Raw genomic sequence first — 21974 nt, forward strand, 5'->3', positions numbered from 1 at the left:
CGCCGTCATGCTCCTCACAGCTTCCACTTCAGGCCGGCGGTCGCCGACACCGTGTTCTCGCGGGCGCGGATCGCGTCCTGAACGCCGATGGTGGCGGTCAGCCGGTCGTCCAGAGCCACGCCCAGCCCGGCGCCGACCACCAGGGCGTCGCGGCCCGGCTTGCTGGCGTCGGCGGTGAAGGCCACCCCGCCCAGCCGGTTGGTGGTGGAGGCCGTCGCGTCGGCGAAGTCATGCTCCCACGCCAGGGCGGCGTTGGGCAGCAGGCGCCAGCCGCCCACCGTCACGCTGGTCCCGGCGCGGACGCCGAGCGCGCTGCGCAGGCTGGTCCAGCCCGCCGCCTCGACGTCGAGCGCCACGCCGCCGCCGGACTCGCGGAAGGCCTCGCGGGTGATGCGGTCGAAGCGCAGTCCGGCCCGCGGCTCGATCCAGGCGCTGTCCGATCCGGCGAAGGCCATGCGGTGCCCGGCGGCGATCTCCACCGAGACGTCATGGCCGTCCGCGCTGCCGCTGGCGCCCTGGCCCAGCGTGCCGAAGGCGATGCCGCGCGAGGCGTCGTAGTTGGCGTAGCCGTAGCCGATGGCGCCCTCGACATAGGGGCTGTCCGCCGTGCCGCGCAGGCTCCAGGAGCCGTAGAGCGTCGCCTGGTAGCTGTCCACGTCGGCCTTGCCCAGCCCGTCGCGCGAGGTGACACGGTTGCGCAGGTAGCCGAGCGCCACGCCGCCGCTCACGCCGTTCTCGTAGCTGTGGTCGGCGCCCAGCAGGAAACCGCCGATCCGCTCGGTGGTGCCGGCGGCGTTGCCGTCCGAGCCGGTCCGGCTGTAGGCCGCCAGCGGCTGGCCCCACACGCCGCCCGACCCGCGGGCCTCACCGGTTTCGCCGACGGCGCTCGTGCCGTTGCCGCTGCCGGCCAGCCGGACGCCGGAGGACGCCGCCGCGCCGCCGCGCAGCGCCGACAGGCGGCCTTCCACCGCGCTGCCGAACAGGCGGCGGCTGGTGCGGTCGGCGGCCAGCGTGTCGGCGTGCAGCTTGCCCGAGAGCTGGTCGAGCGCCCCGGCGATGCCGTTCCCCGGCAGGCCGTAGAGGCCGTTGAACAGCGGGGCGGCGACGCCCTCCAGCCGCGTCCCGGCGGCCGGACGCAGCGCGTCCACCGCCGCGCCGGCGGCCCGCTGGTTGCGCGTGCCGCCGCGGACCGCGTAGCTGGTCGGCGTGACCACCAGCCGGACGTTGGTGGCGTCGTACAGCGTGTCGAAGCGGGTGCCGGCCTCCAGCCCCGCCGCCGGCTGCGTCACGGCGGTGAAGCCGCCGGTCACGCCGCCGTCCGCATGGACGATGGTGAAGCTCTGGCCCAGCGTGGCGGTGTAGGCGTTGGTCGCGTCGCCGCTGATGCCGCGCAGCAGCGGAGCCAGCGTGCCGGCGGCCGTGAAGGACGCCCCCTGCACCCGGATCTGGTCGTGATGGCCGGCGCCGAAGCCGGCGGTCGGGCCGTCGATCTCGGCGTTCAGGACGCTGGTGCCGGTCAGCGTCACCGCGGACTGGAAGGTCAGCACGCCCGGCGAGTTGCCCGGCGACACGGTGCCGGCGAGCGTGGCCGGGCCGCGGACGGTGCCGCCGCCGCTGAAGGTCGAACCGGCGCTGGTGGTCAGCGAGCCGGAGACCACGCCGTTCACGGCAACCGACCCGCCGTTCCCCACGCTGACCGCGCCGGTGATGCCGGTGGCGGCCACGGTGACGGTGCCGTCGCTCACCGTGACCGGGGCCATGACGGCGCCGGCCAGGGTGGCGCTGCCGCCGGACGTCACGGTGACCGCGCCGTTGACCGCGCCATAGGCGGCAACGGTCAGGGTGCCGCCCTCCACCGCCAGCGTGCCGCCGACGCCGCCGCCCTCGACGACGGTCATGGCGCCGCCGCGGGCCACCGTCACCGGAACGGCCACGATGCCGCCGACCGTGGCGCTGCCGCCGTTGTTCAGGGCCAGCGTGCCGCCCGCGACCACGCCGCTCTTGGCGATGGTCAGGGCCGCGCCGTCGCCGACCGACAGGCCGCCGGCGTTGGCGAGCTGGCCGGAGACGACCACGGTGCCGGGTCCCGACGCGGCCAGCGCGCCGCTGCCGCCGACGGCGCTCGCCAGGGTGACGGTGCTGCCGTCCGGCGTGATGGTGCCGCCGCGGCTGGTCACGGTGACCGACTGGCCGACCGTCAGCGGCGAGGCCGGGCGCAGCGTTCCGCCATCGAACGTGACCGCGCTGCCCTGGACCGCGCCATCGCTGTTGGTGAAGCTGGGGCGGCTGGTGTCGATCACGCCGGTGACCGGAGGCGTGGGGGCAGGATTCGGGGTCGGGTCGGGATTCGGGCTCGGATCGGGGTTGGGTGTCGGATCGGGGTTGGGGTTCGGAGTCGGGCCAGGATCGGGATTCGGATCAGGATCGGGGTTCGGAGTCGGATCGGGGTCGGGCGGCGGCGTCACCTTGGTCAGGGTGAGCTGGATCCGGTTGTTCGCCGTGTCGAAGGTGGCCGTCGGGGTCAGCGTCGTGTCGCTGCCGGTGATCGTGGTGAAGGCGCCGGACACCCCGCCCGTCGCGGTCACGATGGTGTAGGTCGTGCTGTCGCCGTAGCCGCTGCCGGTGGAGGTGACGGACAGGTCGCCGCCGATGGTGGCGGTGCCGGTGACGGCCAGCTTGCTGGCAGCCGAAGAAGTCGTCCGGATCGCCAGCGTGCTGCCGCTCTGCTGCGTGACGTTGCCGGTGACCGTCAGGGTGCCGGGCGCGCCGGAACCGCCGGGGGTCACGGTCGTCCCGGACGGGCTGGTCAGGTTGCCGACGACCGTCCCGGTGCCCGTCAGCGTCGTGCCGCTGCCGAGCTGCAGCCCGGTGGTGAGGGAGCCGTCGACGCGCAGCGTGCCGGCCTGGAGGTTCGTGGTGGTGGCCGAACTCACGCCCCCCAGCGTCCACTCCGTACCGTTCACGTTGAGGGTGGTCAGGCCAGACACCGGACCGGACAGCGTGCCGCTGCCCTCCAGCAGAAGGACCTGGTTGGCACCCGCGGCCTGGATGCCGCCGACCACAAGGCTGCCGTCCTTCAGGTTGATGAAGCTGCCGCCCGCGATGCCGAACGTCTTGATCGCGCTGAAGCCGCTTCCGGCGGCGATGGTCCCGTGATTGACGATGGTCGAAACGCCGGAGACGGACAGCGCGTCCGTGGTGCCGATGATCGTGCCGTGGTTGGTGATGCTGTAGGGCGTGAACAGGGCGGACACCATCACCGCGGCGTAATCCGTCTGCGAGAACGCCGTTGCGGACCGCACATTCTTGATCAGCGCGGCGCTGTTGGACGGGGAGCCGTTGGTGAGGCTGAGCGCGTGCGAGGATTCGATGGCGGCCCAATTTCCGATGATCGTCCCGGTGTTCTCGACGACCGACTTCAGCGAATTCGCCGAATTGGCGAACAGGATGCCGTTGTAGGTCTTCGGCACCTCGATCAGTCCGGAATTGATGACGGTGCCATAGGTCTGAGCGTAGATGCCGTCGGCCTGATAGAAGTTGGTCTCGATCGAGATCTTGATCGTGCCCTGGTTGGTCAAGGTCCATCCGCCGGGCGACTTGACCCACACGCCGGTGGTCAGGTCGGTGGCGTGGTTGCCGGTGCCGCTGTCGACCACGCCGCCGGTGCTGGTGATGAGGATGTTGCCGGAGGTCGGCTCGAAGGTCTGGTTCTGGATCGTCGTCAGCGTGTCCATCGGCGCCGCGTTCGCGGCCAGCGACACGCCGAGCGCGATGGGGGCGGCGACCATCGCCGGCAGGCGCCCGCCCGACATCAGGCTCTGGCGGATCGACTCAAGGGGGGATTGCGGCGGCATAGGCGATTCACCTTGCGAGCGGGGCGTAAGCGTTACGACCAATGGTTTACACCATCCAATCATAACGAGTACCTCGCATTGCTGCTAAGATAAAATGCATACAAACATAAAAATCACGAACTTAATTTTTCCCTAATCTTGTAAATCGTCATGAACATTAGATAATGAAGTTGTGGGTTCTTGTATAATTAAAAGACCGATAGGTGTCTTGTTTGGAGAATTTCATTCAGGTTTGATCGTTCTGTTCGGAAGAAAGGGGCTTAACCAATTAACAATTTTAAGAATGCCCTGATTTGAAAATGCAGAAAATTGTCAAAAGCCGTACTCCGGACCGCCCGCCGCTCTGCTTCCGCCGTGTGAATGTGGCAAATTCCAGCGCCGAACGTTAATGGGCGGAGCGGCGTCGGCCCGGCGGTCGTTGCATCGTCGCGGACCGCCGGACCGGACACGATCACAGAAGCCGGGCGTTCAGGGTGATCTCCGTTCCGGCCAGCGCCTTGGACACCGGGCAGTTCTTCTTGGCGCCGTCAGCCTGCTGCCGGAAGGTCTCGGCGTCGATGCCGGGGATCTCGGCCTCGCAATCCAGTTCGATTTTGGTGATGGCGAACCCCTCGCCGGCCTTGTCCAGATGGACGCGGGCAGTGGTGTGCACGCGCGTCGGCGTGTGTCCGGCCTTGGACAGCCCGGCGGACAGCGCCATGGAGAAGCAGCCGGCATGGGCGGCGGCGATCAACTCCTCCGGGTTGGTGCCGGTGCCGTTCTCGAAGCGCGACGGAAAGGAATAGGCGCCTTCGAACGCGCCGCTGCCCAGCCGCATGGTGCCCGACCCCTGGGCGAGATTGCCGCGCCATTCCGCATCCGATTGCCGCACAGCCATTGGTGTTCTCCCGATCATGAGATTGGTGGATGAACCGCCGCTCAAGTTAGAGCCGTCCGGGGAAACGGCAATCGCCACAGGAGTTAAGCAAGAGGAGCGTTTGGCATCCGAAAAGCACCCGAGGCATACGGAAAAGCAGAGGAAGGCGCAGAACAATTAAGGTTTTGTGGCGTTGTCCCGGCACAGGGAAAGCCAGAGGTTGAATGGGGGTAGGAGGAATGAGCATGCGCCAACCGGATTGGCAGATCGCGGCTGGGACGGCGCCGCGGGGCGGCGATGCCCCGGCGGTCAGCGCCGCCGACATCCGGGCGCTTCTGGCCGAGAGCGGCTGGCTGGCCACCGACGCCTCCAGCCTGGCCGACGAGGACGATCTCTACGCCGCCGGACTGACCTCCCACGGGTCGGTGAATCTGATGCTGGCGCTGGAGGAGCGCTACGGCGTCGAGTTCCCGGAACATCTGCTGCGCCGCCGCACCTTCGAGAGCATCGCGGCGATCCGTTCCGCGGTCGCCGGTTTGCTGGGCGGCTCGCCGGGCGGGTTGGGGGCTGGATGAGGGCGCCGGCACCGGACAGCTTGCCCGCGATGGCCGCCGAGGTTGCCGCCGATGCCGCGGCCGTCGCCGGGCGCCATGCGGACAGCGTGGACCGCGAGGCGCGCTTTCCCGCCGAAGCCTTCGCCGCCCTGAAGGAGGCGCGGCTGCTCGGCCTGATGGTGCCGCGGGATTTCGGCGGCGGTGGCGGCGGTCTGGCCGATGCGGCGGCGGTGGCCCACGCGCTGGCCCGGCAATGCCCGTCCACCGGGCTGATCTACGCCATGCACCAGATCCAGGTGGCCTGCCTCGTGCGCCATGGGCAGGGCAGCGACTGGCATCGCGGTTTCCTGGAGCGCTTGGCCGGGGAGCAGCTTCTTCTCGCCTCCGCGACGACCGAGGCCGGGATCGGCGGCGACGTCCGCTCCAGCGCCTGCGCGGTTGAAGGTGCGGGCGACGACGCGACGGGCGCGGCCTTCCGGCTGGAAAAGCAGGCGACGGTCATTTCCTACGGGACGGAGGCCGACGCGATCCTGGTGACGGCGCGGCGCACGGCGGACTCGCCGCCCTCCGATCAGGTCATCGTGCCGGTGCTGCGCGGGCAGACGCGGTTGGAGGAGATCGGCGGCTGGGACACGCTGGGCATGCGGGGCACCCGCAGCATCGGCTTCCGTCTGGTGGCGGAGGCCGACCGGGCGCAGATCCTGCCGCTGCCCTACGCCGACATCTCCGCCCGCACCATGCTGCCGGTGACCCACATCCTGTGGAGCAGCGTCTGGCTGGGGATCGCGACGGACGCGGTGGCGCGGGCCGCCGCCTTCATCCGGGCGGAGGCCCGCAAGCGACCCGGCACCCCGCCGCCGGGGGCGCGGCGGCTGGCCGAGGCGACCGCCGGGCTTCAGACCATGCGCGGCATGGTGCGCGGCGCGCTCGCCCGGTTCGAGGAGGCGGCGGACGATCCCGACCGTCTCACCGCGCCGGGCTTCACGGTCGCCATGAACACGCTGAAGACGGAAGCGGCGGAGATGGTGGTGCGGATCGTCGGGCAGGCGATGCTGGCCGGCGGCTTGGCCGCCTACCGCAACGACAGCCCCTACAGCCTGTGCCGCCATCTGCGCGACGCCCACTCGGCGCCGCTGATGATCAACAACGACCGGATACTGGGCAACACGGCGAACCTGCTGCTGGCGCACAGGGACAACGGCACTCTCTTCGGCTGAGGCCTTCTCGGAACGGAACGCGGCGGATGGACATGCGGGCAGGAAGTACACCGGCGGAGAATGGGCAGGCGGCGTTCCGCGATGCGCTGGTCGCGGCCGGGCTGCTGATCCCCACGGGGGTTGACGGGCTCTACGGCCGCAGCGGCGTCTTCGAGGATGTCGTGGAGCGCTTCAACGACCTGATCACCACCTGGGGCGGCGACGACGGCGCGGACGTGATGCGTTTCCCTCCGGGGGTGGCCCGCCATCAGTTCGAGCAGAGCGGCTATCTGAAGAGCTTTCCGCATCTGGCCGGCACCGTCCACGCCTTCAAGGGCGACGAGCGCGCCCACCAGTCCCTGCTGCGCCGGCTGGAGGAGGGGGAGGAGTGGACCGACGCCCAGATGGCGACCAACGTCGTCCTGACCCCGGCCGCCTGCTACCCCGTCTACCCGACCATCGCGGAGCGCGGGCCGCTGCCCACCGACGGCGCGCTGGTCGATGTCTATTCCTACTGCTTCCGCCATGAACCGTCGCTGGACCCGGCGCGCATGCAACTGTTCCGGATGCGCGAGTATGTGCGCGCCGGCACGCCGGAGCAGGTCATGGAATTCCGGCAGAGCTGGGTGGAGCGTGGGCGGGCGCTGATGGAATCGCTCTCCCTGCCGGTTGACGTCGATCTGGCGAACGACCCCTTCTTCGGGCGGGCCGGGCGGATGCTCGCGGCCAGCCAGCGCGACCAGGGGCTGAAGTTCGAACTGCTGATCCCCATCGCGTCGGCGGAACAGCCCACCGCCTGCCTCAGCTTCAACTACCACCAGGACCATTTCGGGCTGTTGTGGGACCTGCGAACGCCGGATGGCGCCGTCGCCCACACGGCCTGCGTCGGCTTCGGGATGGAGCGGGTGGCGCTGGCGCTGTTCCGTCATCACGGCTTCGACGTGAAAGCGTGGCCGGCCGCCGTGCGCGCCGTCCTGTGGGGCTGAGCGGGCAGGGGAGGCCGGGCATGGCGCATCCGCTCGACAGGCCGGACCGCGACTGGGCGGAGACCAACTGCTACACCGACCTGTGGCTCGGGCTGCTCCGGGCGCTGGGGATGGAGCCGATGGCGGCCCTGGCCTTCACCGTCGCGCAGGATTTCGAAGGCGACCAGTTCACCTTCTTCAAGGTGCCGCCGGAGGACCTGCGCCGCCTCTATGGGCTGGAGGTGCAGGAACTCGCCCTCTACGACCGGGTGGAGACCCACGCGGCGGTGCAGGTGGCGCGCGGCCGCCCGGTGCTGGTGGAGGTGGATGGCTATCACCTGCCCGACACGCGGGGAACCTCGTATCGCGCGCAGCGCGTCAAGACGACCATCGCGATCCTCGGCATCGACACGGGCGCGCGGCGGCTCGACTACATCCACAACGCCGGGCGCTTCACGCTGGAGGGTGAGGATTACGATGGCCTGTTCGCCCCCGCCCCCCTGTTCCCCTATGTGGAGTTCGTGAAGCGCAGCGGCCCGGCTTTGGAGGGGGAGGCTCTGATGGAGGCGTCCCGCGGGCTGTTGTCCCGCCATCTGGGCCGCCGTCCGGTGGACAACCCCATCGCCGCCTACCGCGCCGCCTTGCCCGAGCATTTGGAAACGCTGGCCGCCCGGCCCATGGACTATTTCCACCTCTACGCCTTCAACACGCTGCGGCAGGTGGGGGCGAATTTCGAGCTTCTCGGGATGTACGCGCGCTGGATCGGCGCGCCGCCGGACGCGGCGGAGGCCTGCGCCACCCTCTCCGCCACCGCCAAGGCGTTTCAGTTCCAGCTCGCGCGCGGCGTGCACCGGCGGCGCTTCGGCGATCACGCGGAACCGCTGGAGGCGATGGAGCGCGCCTACGACCGGGCGCTCGGCGCGCTGCTTCGCCGTTACGGGTGACGGACGATGGCGCGCCTTCACGCCGTGACGGGCCGCAGCGTGACGCCCCTGTCCGCGGGGTGGGAGCTGTGCGTGACCGAACCGGGGGAAACGCCTGCGGGGGACTGGCTGCCCGCCCCGGTGCCCGGCACCGTCGCGCAGGCGTTGCGCGCGGCCGGGCTCTACCGCTTGGGCGACCCGCTTCCCCTGCACGACCGCGACGTCTGGTACCGGGTGACGCTGACCGGAGACGGGCCTTGCACGCTGCGTTTCCATGGCCTCGCCACGGTCGCGGAGGTCTGGCTGGACGGCAAGCGCATCCTGAGCAGCGCCAGCATGTTCCAGAGCCACGACGTTCCGGTGACGTTGCGCGGGACGCACGCGCTGCGCATCGTCTTCCGCGCTCTAAATCCCGTTCTGAAGGCGCAGAAGGGACGGGGGCGCTGGCCCGTCCGGCTTGCCGGGCCGGCAGGTCTGCGCGCGGTGCGGACGACGCTGCTGGGGCATATGCCCGGCTGGTGCCCGCCCGTGCCGGCGGTCGGCCCCTGGCGCCCGGTGGAACTCATCACGGAAACCGGACCGCTGCGCGTCCACACGGCGGTTCTGCGCGCCACGCTGGATGGGCGGGACGGCCGGTTATCCCTGGCTCTGGCGGCGGACTGGAGCGGCTCCGCTCCTCCGCCGGGATGGCTGGAGGTAGGGGAGGCGCGGGCGCCGCTCCGCTGGACCGGGACGGGGGAATTGCGCGGCGACGTCCGCCTGCCGGAGGTCGCACCCTGGTGGCTGCACAGCCACGGCAGCCCGACGCTCCACACCGTGCGCGCGGTGGTGGGCGACGCGCGCATCGATTTGGGCCGCACCGGCTTCCGCCGCATCGAGCGGGAGCCCGGCGACGGCTTCGCCCTGCGCATCAATGGAGAGCGCATCTTCTGCCGCGGCGCCTGCTGGAGCAGCCCGGACATCGTGGCCTTGCCGGGGACGCGGGACGCCTACGCCCCCTGGCTGGACTTGGCGCGGCAGGCCGGCATGACCATGCTGCGGGTGCCGGGCATCGCCGCCTACGAGGCCGACGCCTTCTTCGACCTGTGCGACGAGATGGGGATACTCGTCTGGCAGGACTTCATGTTCGCCAATTTCGACTATCCGGCCGACGAGCCGTTCCTCGACGGCGCCCGGCGGGAGGCGGCGCAGTTCCTCGACCGGGTCCAGGCCTCGCCGTCGCTGGCCGTGCTGTGCGGCGGCAGCGAGGCGGAGCAGCAGGCGGCCATGCTCGGCCTGCCGCGCGAGCGCTGGACCCAGCCGCTGTTCGACACCGTCCTGCGGGACGAGGCGGAGCGGGGCCGGCCTGACGTGCCGTACGTCGCCAACTCCCCGACCGGCGGGCCGCTGCCCTTCGCCGCCGATGCGGGCGTGACCCACTATTACGGCGTCGGGGCCTATCTCCGCCCGCTGGAGGACGCGCGCCGGGCAAATGTCCGTTTCGCCTCCGAATGCCTCGCCTTCGCCAACATGCCGGGAGCCGAAGCGCTGCCCGGCGTGCCGGCGGTCCACGACCCGCGCTGGAAGGCGCGCGTGCCGCGCGACCCCGGCGCCCCGTGGGATTTCGAGGATGTGCGGGACCATTACCTGCGCGGCCTGTACGGCGTCGATCCCATGCTTCTGCGCTACGAGGACCCCGACCGCTACGCGCGGCTGTCGCGCGCGGTGACGGGGGAGGTCATGGAGGCCGTCTTCGCGGAGTGGCGGCGGGTCGGCTCATCATGCGCGGGCGGGTTGGTCTGGATGTTCCAGGACGTTTGGCCGGGGGCCGGCTGGGGCGTGGTCGATTCCGCGGGCGTGCCGAAGGCGGCGTGGCACGCGCTGCGCTGCGCCTTCCGGCCCGTGCAGGTCCTGCTGAGCGACGAGGGGGTGAACGGGCTGGCGATCCATCTGCTGAACGAGACGGCGGAGCCGGTGGAGGCGGTGCTGACCCTGACCGCCCTGCGGCGGGGGGCGGTGCCGGTGCTGCGGGCCGAGCGGACGGTCACCCTGCCGCCGCGCAGCGCCCAGGTCATCCCGGCGGCGTCTTTGCCCGACCGCTTCGTCGATCTGACCGGTGCCTACCGTTTCGGCCCGCCCGCCCACGACGTGGTGGTGGCGGCGCTCTCCGACGCGCGCACCGGCGCCGCGGTGGCGGAGGCCTTTTACTTCCCGCAGGGCGGGCGGATGGAGCGTACGGATGTGGGCCTGGACGCCCGCGTGGAGCGGACGGCGGAGGGGTGGGCTATGATCCTGTCCAGCCGGCGCCTCGCCCGCTCCGTCCACATCGAGGACGACGGATACCGGGGAGAGGAGGAGTGGTTTCATCTGCCGCCGGGGATGGAGCGGCGGGTCCGGCTGATCCGGCGCCACTCGGCCGCGGCAGTGCCCGATGGCGAGGTCCATGCGTTGAACGGCCTGGACCCGACGCGCTACCGGGGGGCCGCATGACGCCCGATCCGTCCACGCCCGTACTGTTCGAAGGCTGCTTCGGCTGGCTGCACCCGGCGGGTGGGTGCCGCGGCGTCGTGCTGTGTGCGCCTTACGGTGGCGAGGCGCTGGCCACCCACCGGGCGTGGCGCCGCTTCGCCGAGGCTCTGGCCGCGGCGGGGCTGCCGGTTCTGCGTTTCGATTACCCCGGCACCGGAAACAGCGTCGGCGGGGAGGGCGATCCGGCCCGCCTGGACTCATGGATTGGCGGCATCCGCGCGGCGGTTGACCATCTGCGCACCGCCACGGGGGTGGAAGAGGTGGCTCTGGTCGGCTTGCGGCTGGGAGCCCTGCTCGCCGTGGCGGCCGCGCGCGCGGCGGGAGCGGATTCGCTGGCCCTTCTGGCGCCTTTCCCCTCGGGCCGGGCCTTCCTGCAGGAGTTGCGGGCGGTGGCGCTGCTCGCCGAACGGCCGGCGGGCGCCCCGCCCGCGGTGGGGCCGTCGGGGATCGACAGCGCCGGCTTCCGCCTGACGCCGGAGACGGCGGAGGCCCTGCGGGCGCTCGATCTCACGCGGATGACGGAGGCCCCGGCGCGGCGCGTGCTGATCCTCGACCGCCCGGAGGGCCGCGCCGCCGCCCTGGCGGAGCGGTTCCGCGCGTTGGGGGCCGCGGTCGAGGAAGCGCCCTTTTCCGATCACGCGCGTCTGATGACCAGCGTCCAGCACGCGGTCCTGGACTGCCCGGCCTTCGCGCGGGTGGCGGCCTGGCTGGCGCAGGGCATGGCACCCGCCGAACCGGGGCGGGTGGCGGACGCCTCCACCCCGCGTTTGGGGCTCGCCGGTGCGGTGGAGCGCCCGCTCCGCTTCGGTCCCGGCGCCGGTCTGTTCGGCATTCTCTGCGAGCCCGCCGCCGCCGCGGAGCGGCCCGCCGTTCTGCTTCTGAACAGCGGCGCCACGCCGCACACCGGTACCGGGCGCATGTCGGTGCGGCTGGCCCGGCGTCTGGCGGCGCGGGGGATCGCCTCCCTGCGCATGGATCTGGGCGGGCTGGGGGACAGCGCGTCGAAGCCGGGGCGCCGCGACGGGCTGATCTACTGCCGGGACATGGTGGAGGACGCGCAGGCCGGGCTGGACGCCCTGGCGGCGGCGGGGCATGGAGCCGCGGTTGCCGTGGGGCTGTGCGCCGGCGCCGCGGTGGCGCTGCACGTGGCGCTGGCCGACCCGCGCGTGGTCGGGCTGGCGCTGGTCAATCCGGGCCGTTTCGTTCTGGGGGACGGGGTGACGCAGGAGGAGGCCATCGGCAGCGCGGTGAAGCCGGCCGCCGCCTATCTTACCCGGTTGACCGAGCCGGCGGTGTGGCGGGCCATCCTGCGCCAGGACCGCAAGGCGTCGCGCGTCGCCCGCGGGCTGTCGGAGCGCGCGGCCCGTCGCCTGCGCATCGGGGCCGGCCGGCTGCGCGCCGGGCTGACGGGGCGGGGCTACGCGCGGGACGACGTGCTCCACGCCTTCCAGGCGCTGTCCGACCGCGGTGTCCGCACGCTGATGGTGCACAGCGAGGGCGACGTGACCCTGGGCGAGTTGGAGTCACAGGCCGGGGCCGGCGGCGGACGCCTGCGCCGGATGGGCGGCTTGCTGATGGAGCGACTCGCCGGGGCCGATCACAGCCTGATGGAACGCGCTGCGCGGGAGCGCTTCGCCGACCTGCTGGATGACCTGCTGGACCGCATCGGCACGGGCGCGACGGGCACCGTGCGCGGGAAGGGCCCCGGCCCACCGGAAGGGACCGGGGCTCTCCGCGTCAATCACGCGACGGGAAGTAGCCCAGCATGAAGATGAAGAAGAACAGCGACTGATAAGGCTGCAGGTTGTTGAAAGGGGCCGGACCGGCGACACCGCCCCCCGCGCTCACGGCGATGCTGGCGCCCGTGGGACCCCCGCTGACCGTGCCCTGGGTGGAGAGCGCGCCGGTCAGCGAGCTTCCGGTGGGCGGTGTCGGCAAGCTCGACGCCGGGATGTAGGGCCCGTTGACGGTTACGTCGGTGCTCGGATCGATGAACTGCCCGCCCAGCACCGCAGGGATGGCGGACGGGCTGTTGCTGGTGCCGACGGCCGGGTTCAGCGGCACCGTGACCGTCGCGGTGAACGGCAGGCTGCCGCCCGCGCTGCCGCCCTGGAAGGATGCGGCGTGGGTGTGCACCGGCAGGTTGGCGCCGCTGATCGTCGTGAACTGCGTGCCGCCCGAATTGCCAGTGTTGATCGTGGAACTGGTGTAGGGGCTGGTCCCCGTACCCACCATCAGACGGCCGCGCAGGTCGGGCAGGTTGAACGTCGGAGCGTTCTGCCCGCCGCCGAAGGCTCCGGCCGTGACCGCCCAGAGGGCTTGGTACTGGGCGGTGTTGACGGCCTGTCCCAGGCATTGCTGCGTGTTCACCGGGGCGAAGTTGCCGGCGAATGGAAAGACGGTACCTAGGTAGAATTCCATGGCGAAATCTCCGGTGGATTCGATGCGCTGGGACGGACGGTGCGCGGTGATGCCGCGGAATGGAGCGTGGCGGCCGGACTCAGTTCAGGATCAGTTCGAAACAGCCCCGGTCGGGGTCGCGCGGAATGACGCGCACGATGTAGAACGGTCCCAGCGGTCCCATCGTCGGATGGTCGATCTGGAAGTAGCCGTTCCACAGCTGGCTGGGCCCGTAGGTTTCGAACAGAGCGGAAAAGGACGTGCGCTTCGCCCAGCGCGGTGTGCATTCCGGACGCGCCGTCAGCTTCGTCAACTCGACGTCCGTGATCACGGACCCGTCTTCCGGGGCCAGGAAACGGAACATCTGGCCGAGATGGGGGGCGAACATCTCGTGAGACATGGTGGCGATGTCGATGGTCATCTCAAAGGTCCGGTCCAAAGGTCTGAAGTTACGGCTGATGTTCCGAGTATGGGAGGCCAAATCACCGCATTCGTCCATCCGGTGTTCAACTGATCGGGGAGTGCTCCCGGATCAGTCGCGCATCGGGAAAATACCGCTGGTGACGATCAGCATGGTCAGGGCTAGATAGGGCTGCATGTTGTTCAGCGCCGTCGGGTTGGAGGCGCCGCCGCCCGCCGAAACGCTCACCGTCCCCGTCAGCCCGCCCATCGTGACGGTGCCGGAGGCCGAACCGATCAGCGCCGAGCCGCTCGGGGCGGTGCCGGAGCTGTAGGGGCCGTCCATGGTGATGCCGATGCCGGGATCGCTGAGCTGGAGCGCGCCGAGATAGTTGTTGCCGCCCGCCGGGGTTGCGCTGGAGCCGACGCTGGTGCTCACGGGGATGGCCGCGGCGGCGGTGACCGTCGCGTTGTTGCTGCTGCCCGACGGCGTGAAGGACGCGGCGTGGGTGTGCAAGGGCAGGTTCTGGAGGGTGATGGAGTTGTTCGCGGCGCCGCCGCTGTTCCCCGGGTTGATCGTCTGGTTGTTCAGATAGGGGCTGGTGCCCGACCCGATCATGACGCGGCCGCGCAGATCCGGCAGGTTGAAGTTGGTGGTGCCGTTGCCGCCGTACATCGCGCCGGTGATGGCGAACAGGGCCTGGTTCTGGCTGACCTGCATCTGCTGCCCCAGACACTGGGCGGTGAACTGGGGAGCGTAAGCGCCGGCGAATGGGATGACCAGGCCGAGGTAAACTTCCATGGCGAAACCTCCTGTGTATGAAACCGGTTGCGGCGGCCTTTGGCCAGCGCCCCCTAAGGACGCGCCGCGCCGCCGAATGTGATAGAAAGCATACCGACATATTCTCCTGAACGGCTAGGTCTTGGGCAATAGACGATACAAAAAGTTACTTTTTCCGATCGTTATCTTTGCATTGTAACCCCGTGGTTGCATATTCTCGTATGTGTTTGGCCGCCGTCGGATCGTGGGCGATGCGTCCGATCGGTCGCCAGCGGCGTTGGGTCGTCCTCGGTTACGGTCGCTCCGCACCGGTCCGACGCCGAGGCGGACGACTCGAACGGCACCCGCCGCCGTGATGGTCCGCAGCGGCGATTCTTGCGTCATGCCCGCATCTTCGGCTATTCAAGGCGCACGCTTGTGCTACCGGAAGGGGTGTGACCGATGGCCGTTCTGAATGGGTCGCTGCCGCTGCTCGGCGGGTTGACGGTGCGCTTCCCCCGCCCATCGGACGACGACTTCCTGATGGGTCTGTTCATGGATGCGCGCCCCTGGCTGGCCAAGGCGCACCACGACCGCGACTTCATCCGGACGCTCTACGAACAGCAGTACGGCGCGCGGCGGCTGGGGCAGGAGAGCCGGTATCCGGAACATCTGGATTTCGTCATCGAGAAGACGGGCCAGCCCGTGGGGCGGATCATCATGGATCTGGGGCGCTATGACTGGCGCGTGTCGGAGGTGGAGATCCATCGTCTGGCCCGCGGCAAGGGCATCGGCACCGATCTGCTGCGCAGCTTCCAGGGGACCGCGGCGCAGATGCGCATTCCGATCACCTTGTCGGTGGCCGAGGTGGACACACGCGTTCACTGGTTCTACCACCGCCTGGGCTTCGATCTTCTGGCAAAGACGTCGCCGTCGCTGGAATTGATCTGGCTGCCGCCCGGTCATCCGGGAATCCAGCACTTGCCGCCACAAATTCTGCCGGCCCAGATGCAACAGGGCGGCGCATCCTGACTGTGAACCCTCGGTTGACTCGGCCGCCCGGACCGCCTCTTCCGAATCGTGGTCCGGCACGCTCAGCCGGGCTTGTGACATCGGTGCGCGGTCTTTTGCACGCGAATGTTCGTCTACACCGCACCGCACATGCCGGCAGCGAAAGCTCGGCGTGAAAAGCACACCAGCATATGCATTCGTTTCAGCGATGAAATGCAACGCGACGTGCAGAAACAAATGCGTCGAGTTATGACATGCCATTCTCTTCCGTGACGCGAATCAACGCAATTCAGGCACCTCTTTTGTCGTCTGAATAGACTGATGCGCTGTCAATGATTGTGAAAAGGTGGTACGCTCCCGCCGGCTATTCACTTTTAGGTGACCGCTTTCGGCGTAGGGTCGGGCGGTGTTGCGTATGGCGGGAGACTGGCGATGACGCGCAGGCGTGGTTCGAACGGCAACGGCGTGAACGGGCGTTCCGGCATAGCGCGCAAGCCGTCCTCATCGATGTTCGCGATGGCTCTCGAACCGCGCTTCATGTTCGATGCGGCGGGCGCCATCACGGCCGCCGAGGTCCATCAGCAACCCGATCAGCCCGTGCCGGGGGATCAGGGAGCCGGCAAGGCCGCCGGTCCCGACAAGCTGGCCGATTGGGCGATCAAGGAGTCGACCGTTCCGGCCGCCTCCACTCCATCACCCACCGAACCTGCGGCGGTGACGGCGCGGCTCGCCGAAATCCAGGGATCGGTCCGCTCGGTGGTGTTCGTCGACACCAGCGTCTCCGACTACCAGACGCTGCTCAAGGACATCGCACCCGACGCCAAGGTTATCCTGCTCGACTCCCAGCAGGAGGCGCTCGGCCAGATGGCCAAGGCGCTTTCCGGGATGTCCGGCCTGGATTCCGTCCAGGTCGTCAGCCACGGCAACGAAGGCCATCTCTACATCGCCGGCCGCGCCTATTGGGCGGACGGGTTGGCGAATCGCGCGCAGGATCTCCAGGCGATCGGCGCCGCGCTGAAGCCCGGCGGCGACATTCTTTTCTACGCCTGCAACGTCGGTGCCGGACAGGCGGGGCAGGAGTTCGTTCAGACGATCCATCGGCTCACCGGAGCCGACGTGGCGGTGTCCAGCGACGAGACCGGCAACGCCGCCGGCCAGAACTGGACGCTGGAAGTGCAAAGCGGGGCCATCGAGGCGGCGGTTCCCTTCGCGCGCGCGTCCATGGAGACCTTTAGCGGCCGGCTGGGAACCGTTGTCGTCACTTCGGCGACCGGGACAGCGGCGGGATCGTTGAACCACGCGATCGTGAACGCGGCCGCCGGGGACGTGATCGAGTTCGACTCGGCGCTGACGTCCAGCGAGATTTCCCTGGGCGTCACGACAACCATCCTGACGGCGTCGGCTCAGAACTTCACGATCAACGGCGACGTGAACGGCGACGGTATCGCCGACATCACGATCTCCGGCGATAACGGCGACGACGCTTCCACGTCGGCGGACTACCGGGGCATCCTCTTCAATGCGTCCGGCAAGACGATGACGGTCAAGAACGTCATCATGGAGCGCTTTTATTCGGCATCCGCCCTGCAGGGCGCGCTGACGCTGCAGAACGGGTCGCTCGAAGTGGATGGCGTGACCTTCAGGAACAACCTGAACAACCCCATCGCCACGACCACCGCGGCCACATCCCTGACGATCAGGAACTCGGTTTTTCGTGACAACACCGGTGTGGTGACCGGTACGGCGGGCTTCGCGGTCGTTCGAGCGCAGGTGACCGGAACGCTGACGATCGAGAACAGTCTGTTTGCAGACAACAGCTACGTCATGAACATGGGCTCGAGTTCGGCTCTCTATCCGGGCTCCACCATTGTGCAATACCACAACACGGCTGCCTTCACGGTAAACATACGCAACGTCACCATTGTCAACAACAGCTACATCAACAATGATGGCGGCGCCTCCAGCGTCAAGACGGCGGGCATCGGGGTCTATTCCGGTGGATCGGCGGGCACGGGGACGCTGAACGTTTACAACACGATCATCGCGGGGAACTCCGGCAACCTTGCCGGGACGAGTTTTGCCGATCCGAACGCCATCATTTACAACTCTGGCAGCGTCACCCTGAACCAAGGCAACAATTATCAGGGCGCCATAACCGGCAACGCGATCTTCGTCGACTCCACCAACGCCACTAAGAGCCTGCGCGACTATCGTCCGGCATCGACCGCGACGACCTTCATCAACGCCGGCGACAGCAGCAACGCGAACCGCTACGGCGGCAGCTACGACATCCGCGGCATCGACCGCATCCGCGACGGTTTGCTCGACCTCGGCGCCTATGAAGTGCATTGGAACGGGGGCGAGCCGTCGGTCGACCTGAACGGGGCGGGAGGTGGAAGCGACGAGTCCGTCAGCAGCGGGACTCCCAGTTCCGGCGTGCTCATCGCGCCCAGCGCCACCGTGGCGCAGTCCGACAGCGACACCCGTCTGCTCGGCGCCACCGTCGCCTTGAGCGGTGTGGTCGATACCGGAAACGAAACGCTGACCCTCTCCACGGCGGATATCAGCACCGCCAAGACCTACGGCATCGCGGTGCTCGCCAACGACGGCGCCACGATCACCCTGAGCGGTGCGGCGCCCGTGGCGAACTATCAGGCTGTGATCCGTCTGATCCAGTACAAGAACTCCGCCGGCAGCTTCACCGCGGGCGCGCGCACCGCCACGGTCACCGTCAACGACGGCGAAACGACCAGCACCGCGCGGACCAGCACCATCACCCTCGGCACCGTTGTCGACACCACGCCGCCGACCGTCTCCAGCATCGCGGTGTCTGGGAGCCCGGTGGCCACCGCGTCGTCGGTCACCTACACCGTGACCTTCAGCGAAGACGTGTCCGGCGTGGACGCCGCCGACTTCACGTTGGCGACGACCGGGACCGCCTCCGGCACGATCGGGACCGTCACCCAGGTGTCGGCCGGCGTCTACACGGTTTCGGTGACCGGCATCTCCGGCACCGGCACGCTGGGGCTGAACCTCAAGGGCAGCGGCACCGGCATCAAGGACACGGCGAACAACGACATCGCTGCGGGCTTCACCGGCAGCACCCACACGGTGGACCGGGACGCGCCGGTTTTCACGTCCTCCGCCACGCCTTCGGTTCCGGAGAACACGACGGCGGTCGTCACGCTGGCCGCGACGGACAACAACGGCCCGGTCACCTACAGCCTGGTCGGCGGCGCCGATCAGGCGAGCTTCTCGTTGTCCGGCGCGGCGCTGACCTTCGCCAGCACACCGAATTACGAATCGCCAACGGATTCGGACGGCAACAACGTCTACGTCGTCGTCGTACGGGCCACGGACGCCAACGGCAACACCACCGACCAGACGATTTCGGTGACGGTCACCGACGTGAACGAGGCCTCCGCCGCTCCGGTCGTCAGCGGCCTGAGCATCATCGACCTGAAGATGTACGTCACGAACGGGGACGATTTCACCGGTGGCGCCAACGACTCCGCGACCGCGGTGCCGGTGGGCGTGCCTGGGAGCGTCGATTACCAAGCCTATGCCAGCTTCGATATGGATGTGGAGTTCCTGAGCGGTACGGCGGCCCGCATCACCCTCGTGGTTCCGCCGAATGGCTTCAACACGCAAGGCGGTAACTTCACCTTCAGCTTCACCTTCGAGAACGGGCCCAACGGCAGCCTCGGTTCCTTCACGCAGGTGACCAAGAATCTGACGTCATCCAGCGCGAACTTCGCGAACGAAAGCCAGATCGTCGGCAGCGTCAACGGCAAGGTCTTCTCGTTCTACATGCCGGGCACCTTCGCGCCGACCGGCAATGAGGTTGCGGTCGGAGACAAGCTGGTCTTCGACATCGTCATGTCGGTCCAGCCGAGCGAGACCCTGTCCTACACGGCCGGGTCGGGCGCCCAGGTGATCGACCAGGGGACGGCTGCGGCGGTCGCCGACACCGACAGCACCACCTTCAACGGCGGCAACCTGACGGTGGCGGTCGACGGCGTGACAGCCAACGACGTGCTGGGCATCCGCAATCAGGGCACCGGCGCCGGTCAGATCGGCGTGAGCGGCAGCAACGTCACCTACGGCGGAACGATCATCGGAACGGTGGCGGGCGGCAACGGCGCCGATCTGATCATCACGTTCAACGCCAACGCCGACGCGGCGGCGGTCAGCGCGCTGATGGCCAACATCACCTACGCCACGACAAGCACCGCCAACAGCTCTCGGCTGGTCAGCTTCACCGTCACCGACGACACCGGCAACACCTCCTTGCCTGGTTTCGTTGGGGTCTCCGTGGCAGCAGGCGACACCACGGCTCCGACGGTCAGCAGCATCGCGGTGTCCGGAACCCCGGCGGCCAACGCATCCTCGATCACCTACACCGTGACCTTCAGCGAAGATGTGTCCGGCGTGGATGCCTCCGACTTCACGCTGGCGACGACCGGGACCGCCTCCGGCACGATCGGCACCGTCACCCAGGTGTCGGCCGGCGTCTACACGGTTTCGGTCACCGGCATCTCCGGAGCCGGAACGCTGGGGCTGAACTTGAAGAGCACCGGCACCGGCATCAAGGACACGGCGAACAACGACATCGCTGCGGGCTTCACCGGCAGCACCCACACGGCGGACCAAGTGGCGCCGACCTTCGACGTCGCCGCCGCCACGTCCAGCATCACCAACACCGGCTTCACCCTGTCCGCCAGCCTCAACGAGGCGGGGACGATTTACTATGTCCTGGTCCCCCGCAACGCGACCGCCCCGACCGCCGCCGAGGTGGAGGCGGGCACGGCTTCCGGCGGCGGAGGGGCGCTGAAGTCCGGCAGCCTCAGCGCGTCGTCGTCGCCGTTTGACGGCAGCGGATCGATCAGCGGGCTGACCGCCGGCACCGACTACGACCTTTATGTTGTGGCGAAGGACAGCGCCGGGAATCTTATGAGTGCGCCGGTCAAGGTCACCGTCTCGACGACGGGTGGATCTTCCAACGGCGCGCCGGTGAACAGCGTCATTCCCTCGGTGTCGGGCACGGCGAAGGTCGGCAGCGCGCTGACCGGGGCGACCGGCAGTTGGAGCGATCCGGACGGCGACCCGCTGGGTTACACCTATCAGTGGTACCGGGCGGACGACAGCAACGGGACCAACGCCGCCTCGATCAGCGGAGCGACCAGCTCCAGCTACACGCTGACGACGTCCGACGCCCACAAGTATCTGCGCGTGGCGGTGATCGCGAACGACGGCAACTCCAACACAACGACCGCTTACTCCGCCTACGCCGCGATCAGCAACAGCGCGCCAGTGAACAGCGCGGTGCCGAGCGTGACCGGCACGGCGACGGTGGGCAACGCCCTGACTACGACGGATGGCACCTGGAGCGACGCCGACAGCGACAACCGGACGTTCAGCTACCAGTGGTACCGGGCCGACGACAGCAACGGGACCAACGCCGCTTCGATCAGCGGGGCGACCAGCTCCAGCTACACGCTGGCGGCGGGTGATCTGAACAAGTACCTGCGTGTGGTGGTGACGGCCGACGATGGGAAGGGCGGCACGCAGTCGGCCACGTCGGTTTACTCGTCGCAGGTTGCGGCGGCGGGCAATGGCGCGCCGGTGAACAGCGTGGTTCCGACGGTGACGGGCACGGCGACGGTGGGCAACGTGCTGACCAGGGTGAACGGCACCTGGAGCGATCCCGACGGCGACTCGCTGAGCTACACCTATCAATGGTACCGTGCCGACGACAGCAACGGCACCAACGCCGCGTCGATCAGCGGGGCGACGAGCGCCAGCTACACGCTGACGACGTCCGACGCGCACAAGTACCTGCGCGTGGCGGTGATCGCCAACGACGGCAACTCCAACACGACGACCGCCTATTCCGCTTACACGGCGATCACCAACAGCCTGCCGGTGAACAGCGCGGTGCCGAGCGTGACGGGCACGGCGACGGTGGGCAACGCGCTGTCGACGACCAACGGCACCTGGAGCGACGCCGATGGCGACGGGCGGAGCTTCAGCTACCAGTGGTACCGGGCGGACGACAGCAACGGGACCAACGCCGCGTCGATCAGCGGGGCGACCAGCTCCAGCCACACGCTGACGACCTCCGACGCCCACAAGTACCTGCGCGTCGTGGTGACCGCCAACGACGGCCGCGGCGGCACGCAGACGGCGACCTCGACCTACACGGCGATCACCAACAGCGCCCCGGTGAACAGCGCGGTGCCGAGCGTGAGCGGCACGGCGACGGTGGGCAACGCGCTGTCGACGACCAACGGCACCTGGAGCGACGCCGACGGCGACGGGCGGAGCTTCAGCTACCAGTGGTACCGGGCCGACGACAGCAACGGCACCAACGCCGCGTCGATCAGCGGGGCGACCAGCTCCAGCCACACGCTGACCACGTCGGACGCCCACAAATACTTGCGGGTGGTGGTGACGGCCAACGACGGCCGCGGCGGCACGCAGACGGCGACCTCGACCTACACGGCGATCACCAACAGCGCGCCGGTGAACAGCGCGGTGCCGAGCGT

At 69.0% G+C, this 21974-nt stretch carries 13 protein-coding genes; 8 read left to right on the forward strand and 5 right to left on the reverse strand.

The window, feature by feature from the left end; genetic code table 11:
• Window positions 1-14: 14 nt before the first annotated feature.
• The gene (locus JJL56_RS12325) at window positions 15-3854 is read right to left on the reverse strand and encodes an autotransporter outer membrane beta-barrel domain-containing protein (RefSeq protein ID WP_200485264.1); all 3840 of its coding nucleotides are present in this window, start codon (window positions 3852-3854) and stop codon (window positions 15-17) included.
• A gap of 451 nt (window positions 3855-4305) precedes the next feature.
• The gene (locus JJL56_RS12330; protein WP_109069749.1) at window positions 4306-4731 is read right to left on the reverse strand and encodes an OsmC family protein; all 426 of its coding nucleotides are present in this window, start codon (window positions 4729-4731) and stop codon (window positions 4306-4308) included.
• 224 nt (window positions 4732-4955) lie between these two features.
• Between JJL56_RS12330 and JJL56_RS12335 the strand changes: the two genes are divergently transcribed.
• From JJL56_RS12335 to JJL56_RS12360, 6 genes are read left to right on the forward strand one after another with little or no spacing between them, the layout of a single operon-like run.
• Window positions 4956-5285, forward strand: a complete 330-nt coding sequence (locus tag JJL56_RS12335; RefSeq protein ID WP_200485265.1) for an acyl carrier protein — start codon at window positions 4956-4958, stop codon at window positions 5283-5285.
• A 29-nt stretch (window positions 5286-5314) separates the two neighbouring features.
• A complete protein-coding gene (locus JJL56_RS12340) occupies window positions 5315-6481 on the forward strand; it encodes an acyl-CoA dehydrogenase family protein (protein ID WP_247891047.1) in 1167 nt (388 codons plus the stop codon).
• A 26-nt stretch (window positions 6482-6507) separates the two neighbouring features.
• Window positions 6508-7446: an amino acid--[acyl-carrier-protein] ligase gene (locus JJL56_RS12345; protein WP_247891048.1), complete on the forward strand. Its 939-nt coding sequence runs from the start codon at window positions 6508-6510 to the stop codon at window positions 7444-7446.
• 20 nt (window positions 7447-7466) lie between these two features.
• Window positions 7467-8369, forward strand: coding sequence for a DUF1839 family protein (locus JJL56_RS12350; protein ID WP_200485267.1), 903 nt, complete (start codon window positions 7467-7469; stop codon window positions 8367-8369).
• A 6-nt stretch (window positions 8370-8375) separates the two neighbouring features.
• A complete protein-coding gene (locus JJL56_RS12355) occupies window positions 8376-10817 on the forward strand; it encodes a glycoside hydrolase family 2 protein (RefSeq protein ID WP_200485268.1) in 2442 nt (813 codons plus the stop codon).
• Window positions 10814-12625, forward strand: coding sequence for an alpha/beta hydrolase (locus JJL56_RS12360; protein ID WP_200485269.1), 1812 nt, complete (start codon window positions 10814-10816; stop codon window positions 12623-12625). Before JJL56_RS12355 ends, JJL56_RS12360 begins: the two co-directional genes overlap by 4 nt.
• Here the strand turns inward: JJL56_RS12360 and JJL56_RS12365 are convergent.
• The 3 genes from JJL56_RS12365 to JJL56_RS12375 form a co-directional block, all read right to left on the reverse strand.
• Complete coding sequence (locus JJL56_RS12365) at window positions 12594-13277, reverse strand: phage tail protein (protein WP_200485270.1); 684 nt, start codon at window positions 13275-13277, stop codon at window positions 12594-12596. The two genes, JJL56_RS12360 and JJL56_RS12365, sit on opposite strands and share 32 nt — an antisense overlap.
• Before the next feature lie 79 nt (window positions 13278-13356).
• A complete protein-coding gene (locus JJL56_RS12370; protein WP_145624246.1) occupies window positions 13357-13677 on the reverse strand; it encodes a DUF6916 family protein in 321 nt (106 codons plus the stop codon).
• A 111-nt stretch (window positions 13678-13788) separates the two neighbouring features.
• The gene (locus JJL56_RS12375) at window positions 13789-14457 is read right to left on the reverse strand and encodes a phage tail protein (protein WP_200485271.1); all 669 of its coding nucleotides are present in this window, start codon (window positions 14455-14457) and stop codon (window positions 13789-13791) included.
• Between the two features lie 420 nt (window positions 14458-14877).
• Between JJL56_RS12375 and JJL56_RS12380 the strand changes: the two genes are divergently transcribed.
• Both JJL56_RS12380 and JJL56_RS12385 read left to right on the forward strand, forming a co-directional pair.
• Window positions 14878-15447: a GNAT family N-acetyltransferase gene (locus JJL56_RS12380; RefSeq protein ID WP_145624242.1), complete on the forward strand. Its 570-nt coding sequence runs from the start codon at window positions 14878-14880 to the stop codon at window positions 15445-15447.
• A 411-nt stretch (window positions 15448-15858) separates the two neighbouring features.
• On the forward strand, window positions 15859-21974 hold a 6116-nt coding region (locus tag JJL56_RS12385; RefSeq protein ID WP_200485272.1), incomplete at its 3' end, for a DUF4347 domain-containing protein.

This window comes from Azospirillum aestuarii, assembly GCF_016632405.1.
GTDB classification, from domain to species: Bacteria; Pseudomonadota; Alphaproteobacteria; order Azospirillales; family Azospirillaceae; genus Azospirillum; species Azospirillum aestuarii.

What these genes read in the sequence shown, in the direction of transcription:
- JJL56_RS12325 (WP_200485264.1), bottom strand. Translation starts at nt 3,854, where the DNA reads ATGCCGCCGCAATCCCCCCTTGAGTCGATCCGCCAGAGCCTGATGTCG.
- JJL56_RS12330 (WP_109069749.1), bottom strand. Translation starts at nt 4,731, where the DNA reads ATGGCTGTGCGGCAATCGGATGCGGAATGGCGCGGCAATCTCGCCCAG.
- JJL56_RS12335 (WP_200485265.1), top strand. Translation starts at nt 4,956, where the DNA reads ATGCGCCAACCGGATTGGCAGATCGCGGCTGGGACGGCGCCGCGGGGC.
- JJL56_RS12340 (WP_247891047.1), top strand. Translation starts at nt 5,315, where the DNA reads ATGGCCGCCGAGGTTGCCGCCGATGCCGCGGCCGTCGCCGGGCGCCAT.
- JJL56_RS12345 (WP_247891048.1), top strand. Translation starts at nt 6,508, where the DNA reads ATGGACATGCGGGCAGGAAGTACACCGGCGGAGAATGGGCAGGCGGCG.
- JJL56_RS12350 (WP_200485267.1), top strand. Translation starts at nt 7,467, where the DNA reads ATGGCGCATCCGCTCGACAGGCCGGACCGCGACTGGGCGGAGACCAAC.
- JJL56_RS12355 (WP_200485268.1), top strand. Translation starts at nt 8,376, where the DNA reads ATGGCGCGCCTTCACGCCGTGACGGGCCGCAGCGTGACGCCCCTGTCC.
- JJL56_RS12360 (WP_200485269.1), top strand. Translation starts at nt 10,814, where the DNA reads ATGACGCCCGATCCGTCCACGCCCGTACTGTTCGAAGGCTGCTTCGGC.
- JJL56_RS12365 (WP_200485270.1), bottom strand. Translation starts at nt 13,277, where the DNA reads ATGGAATTCTACCTAGGTACCGTCTTTCCATTCGCCGGCAACTTCGCC.
- JJL56_RS12370 (WP_145624246.1), bottom strand. Translation starts at nt 13,677, where the DNA reads ATGACCATCGACATCGCCACCATGTCTCACGAGATGTTCGCCCCCCAT.
- JJL56_RS12375 (WP_200485271.1), bottom strand. Translation starts at nt 14,457, where the DNA reads ATGGAAGTTTACCTCGGCCTGGTCATCCCATTCGCCGGCGCTTACGCT.
- JJL56_RS12380 (WP_145624242.1), top strand. Translation starts at nt 14,878, where the DNA reads ATGGCCGTTCTGAATGGGTCGCTGCCGCTGCTCGGCGGGTTGACGGTG.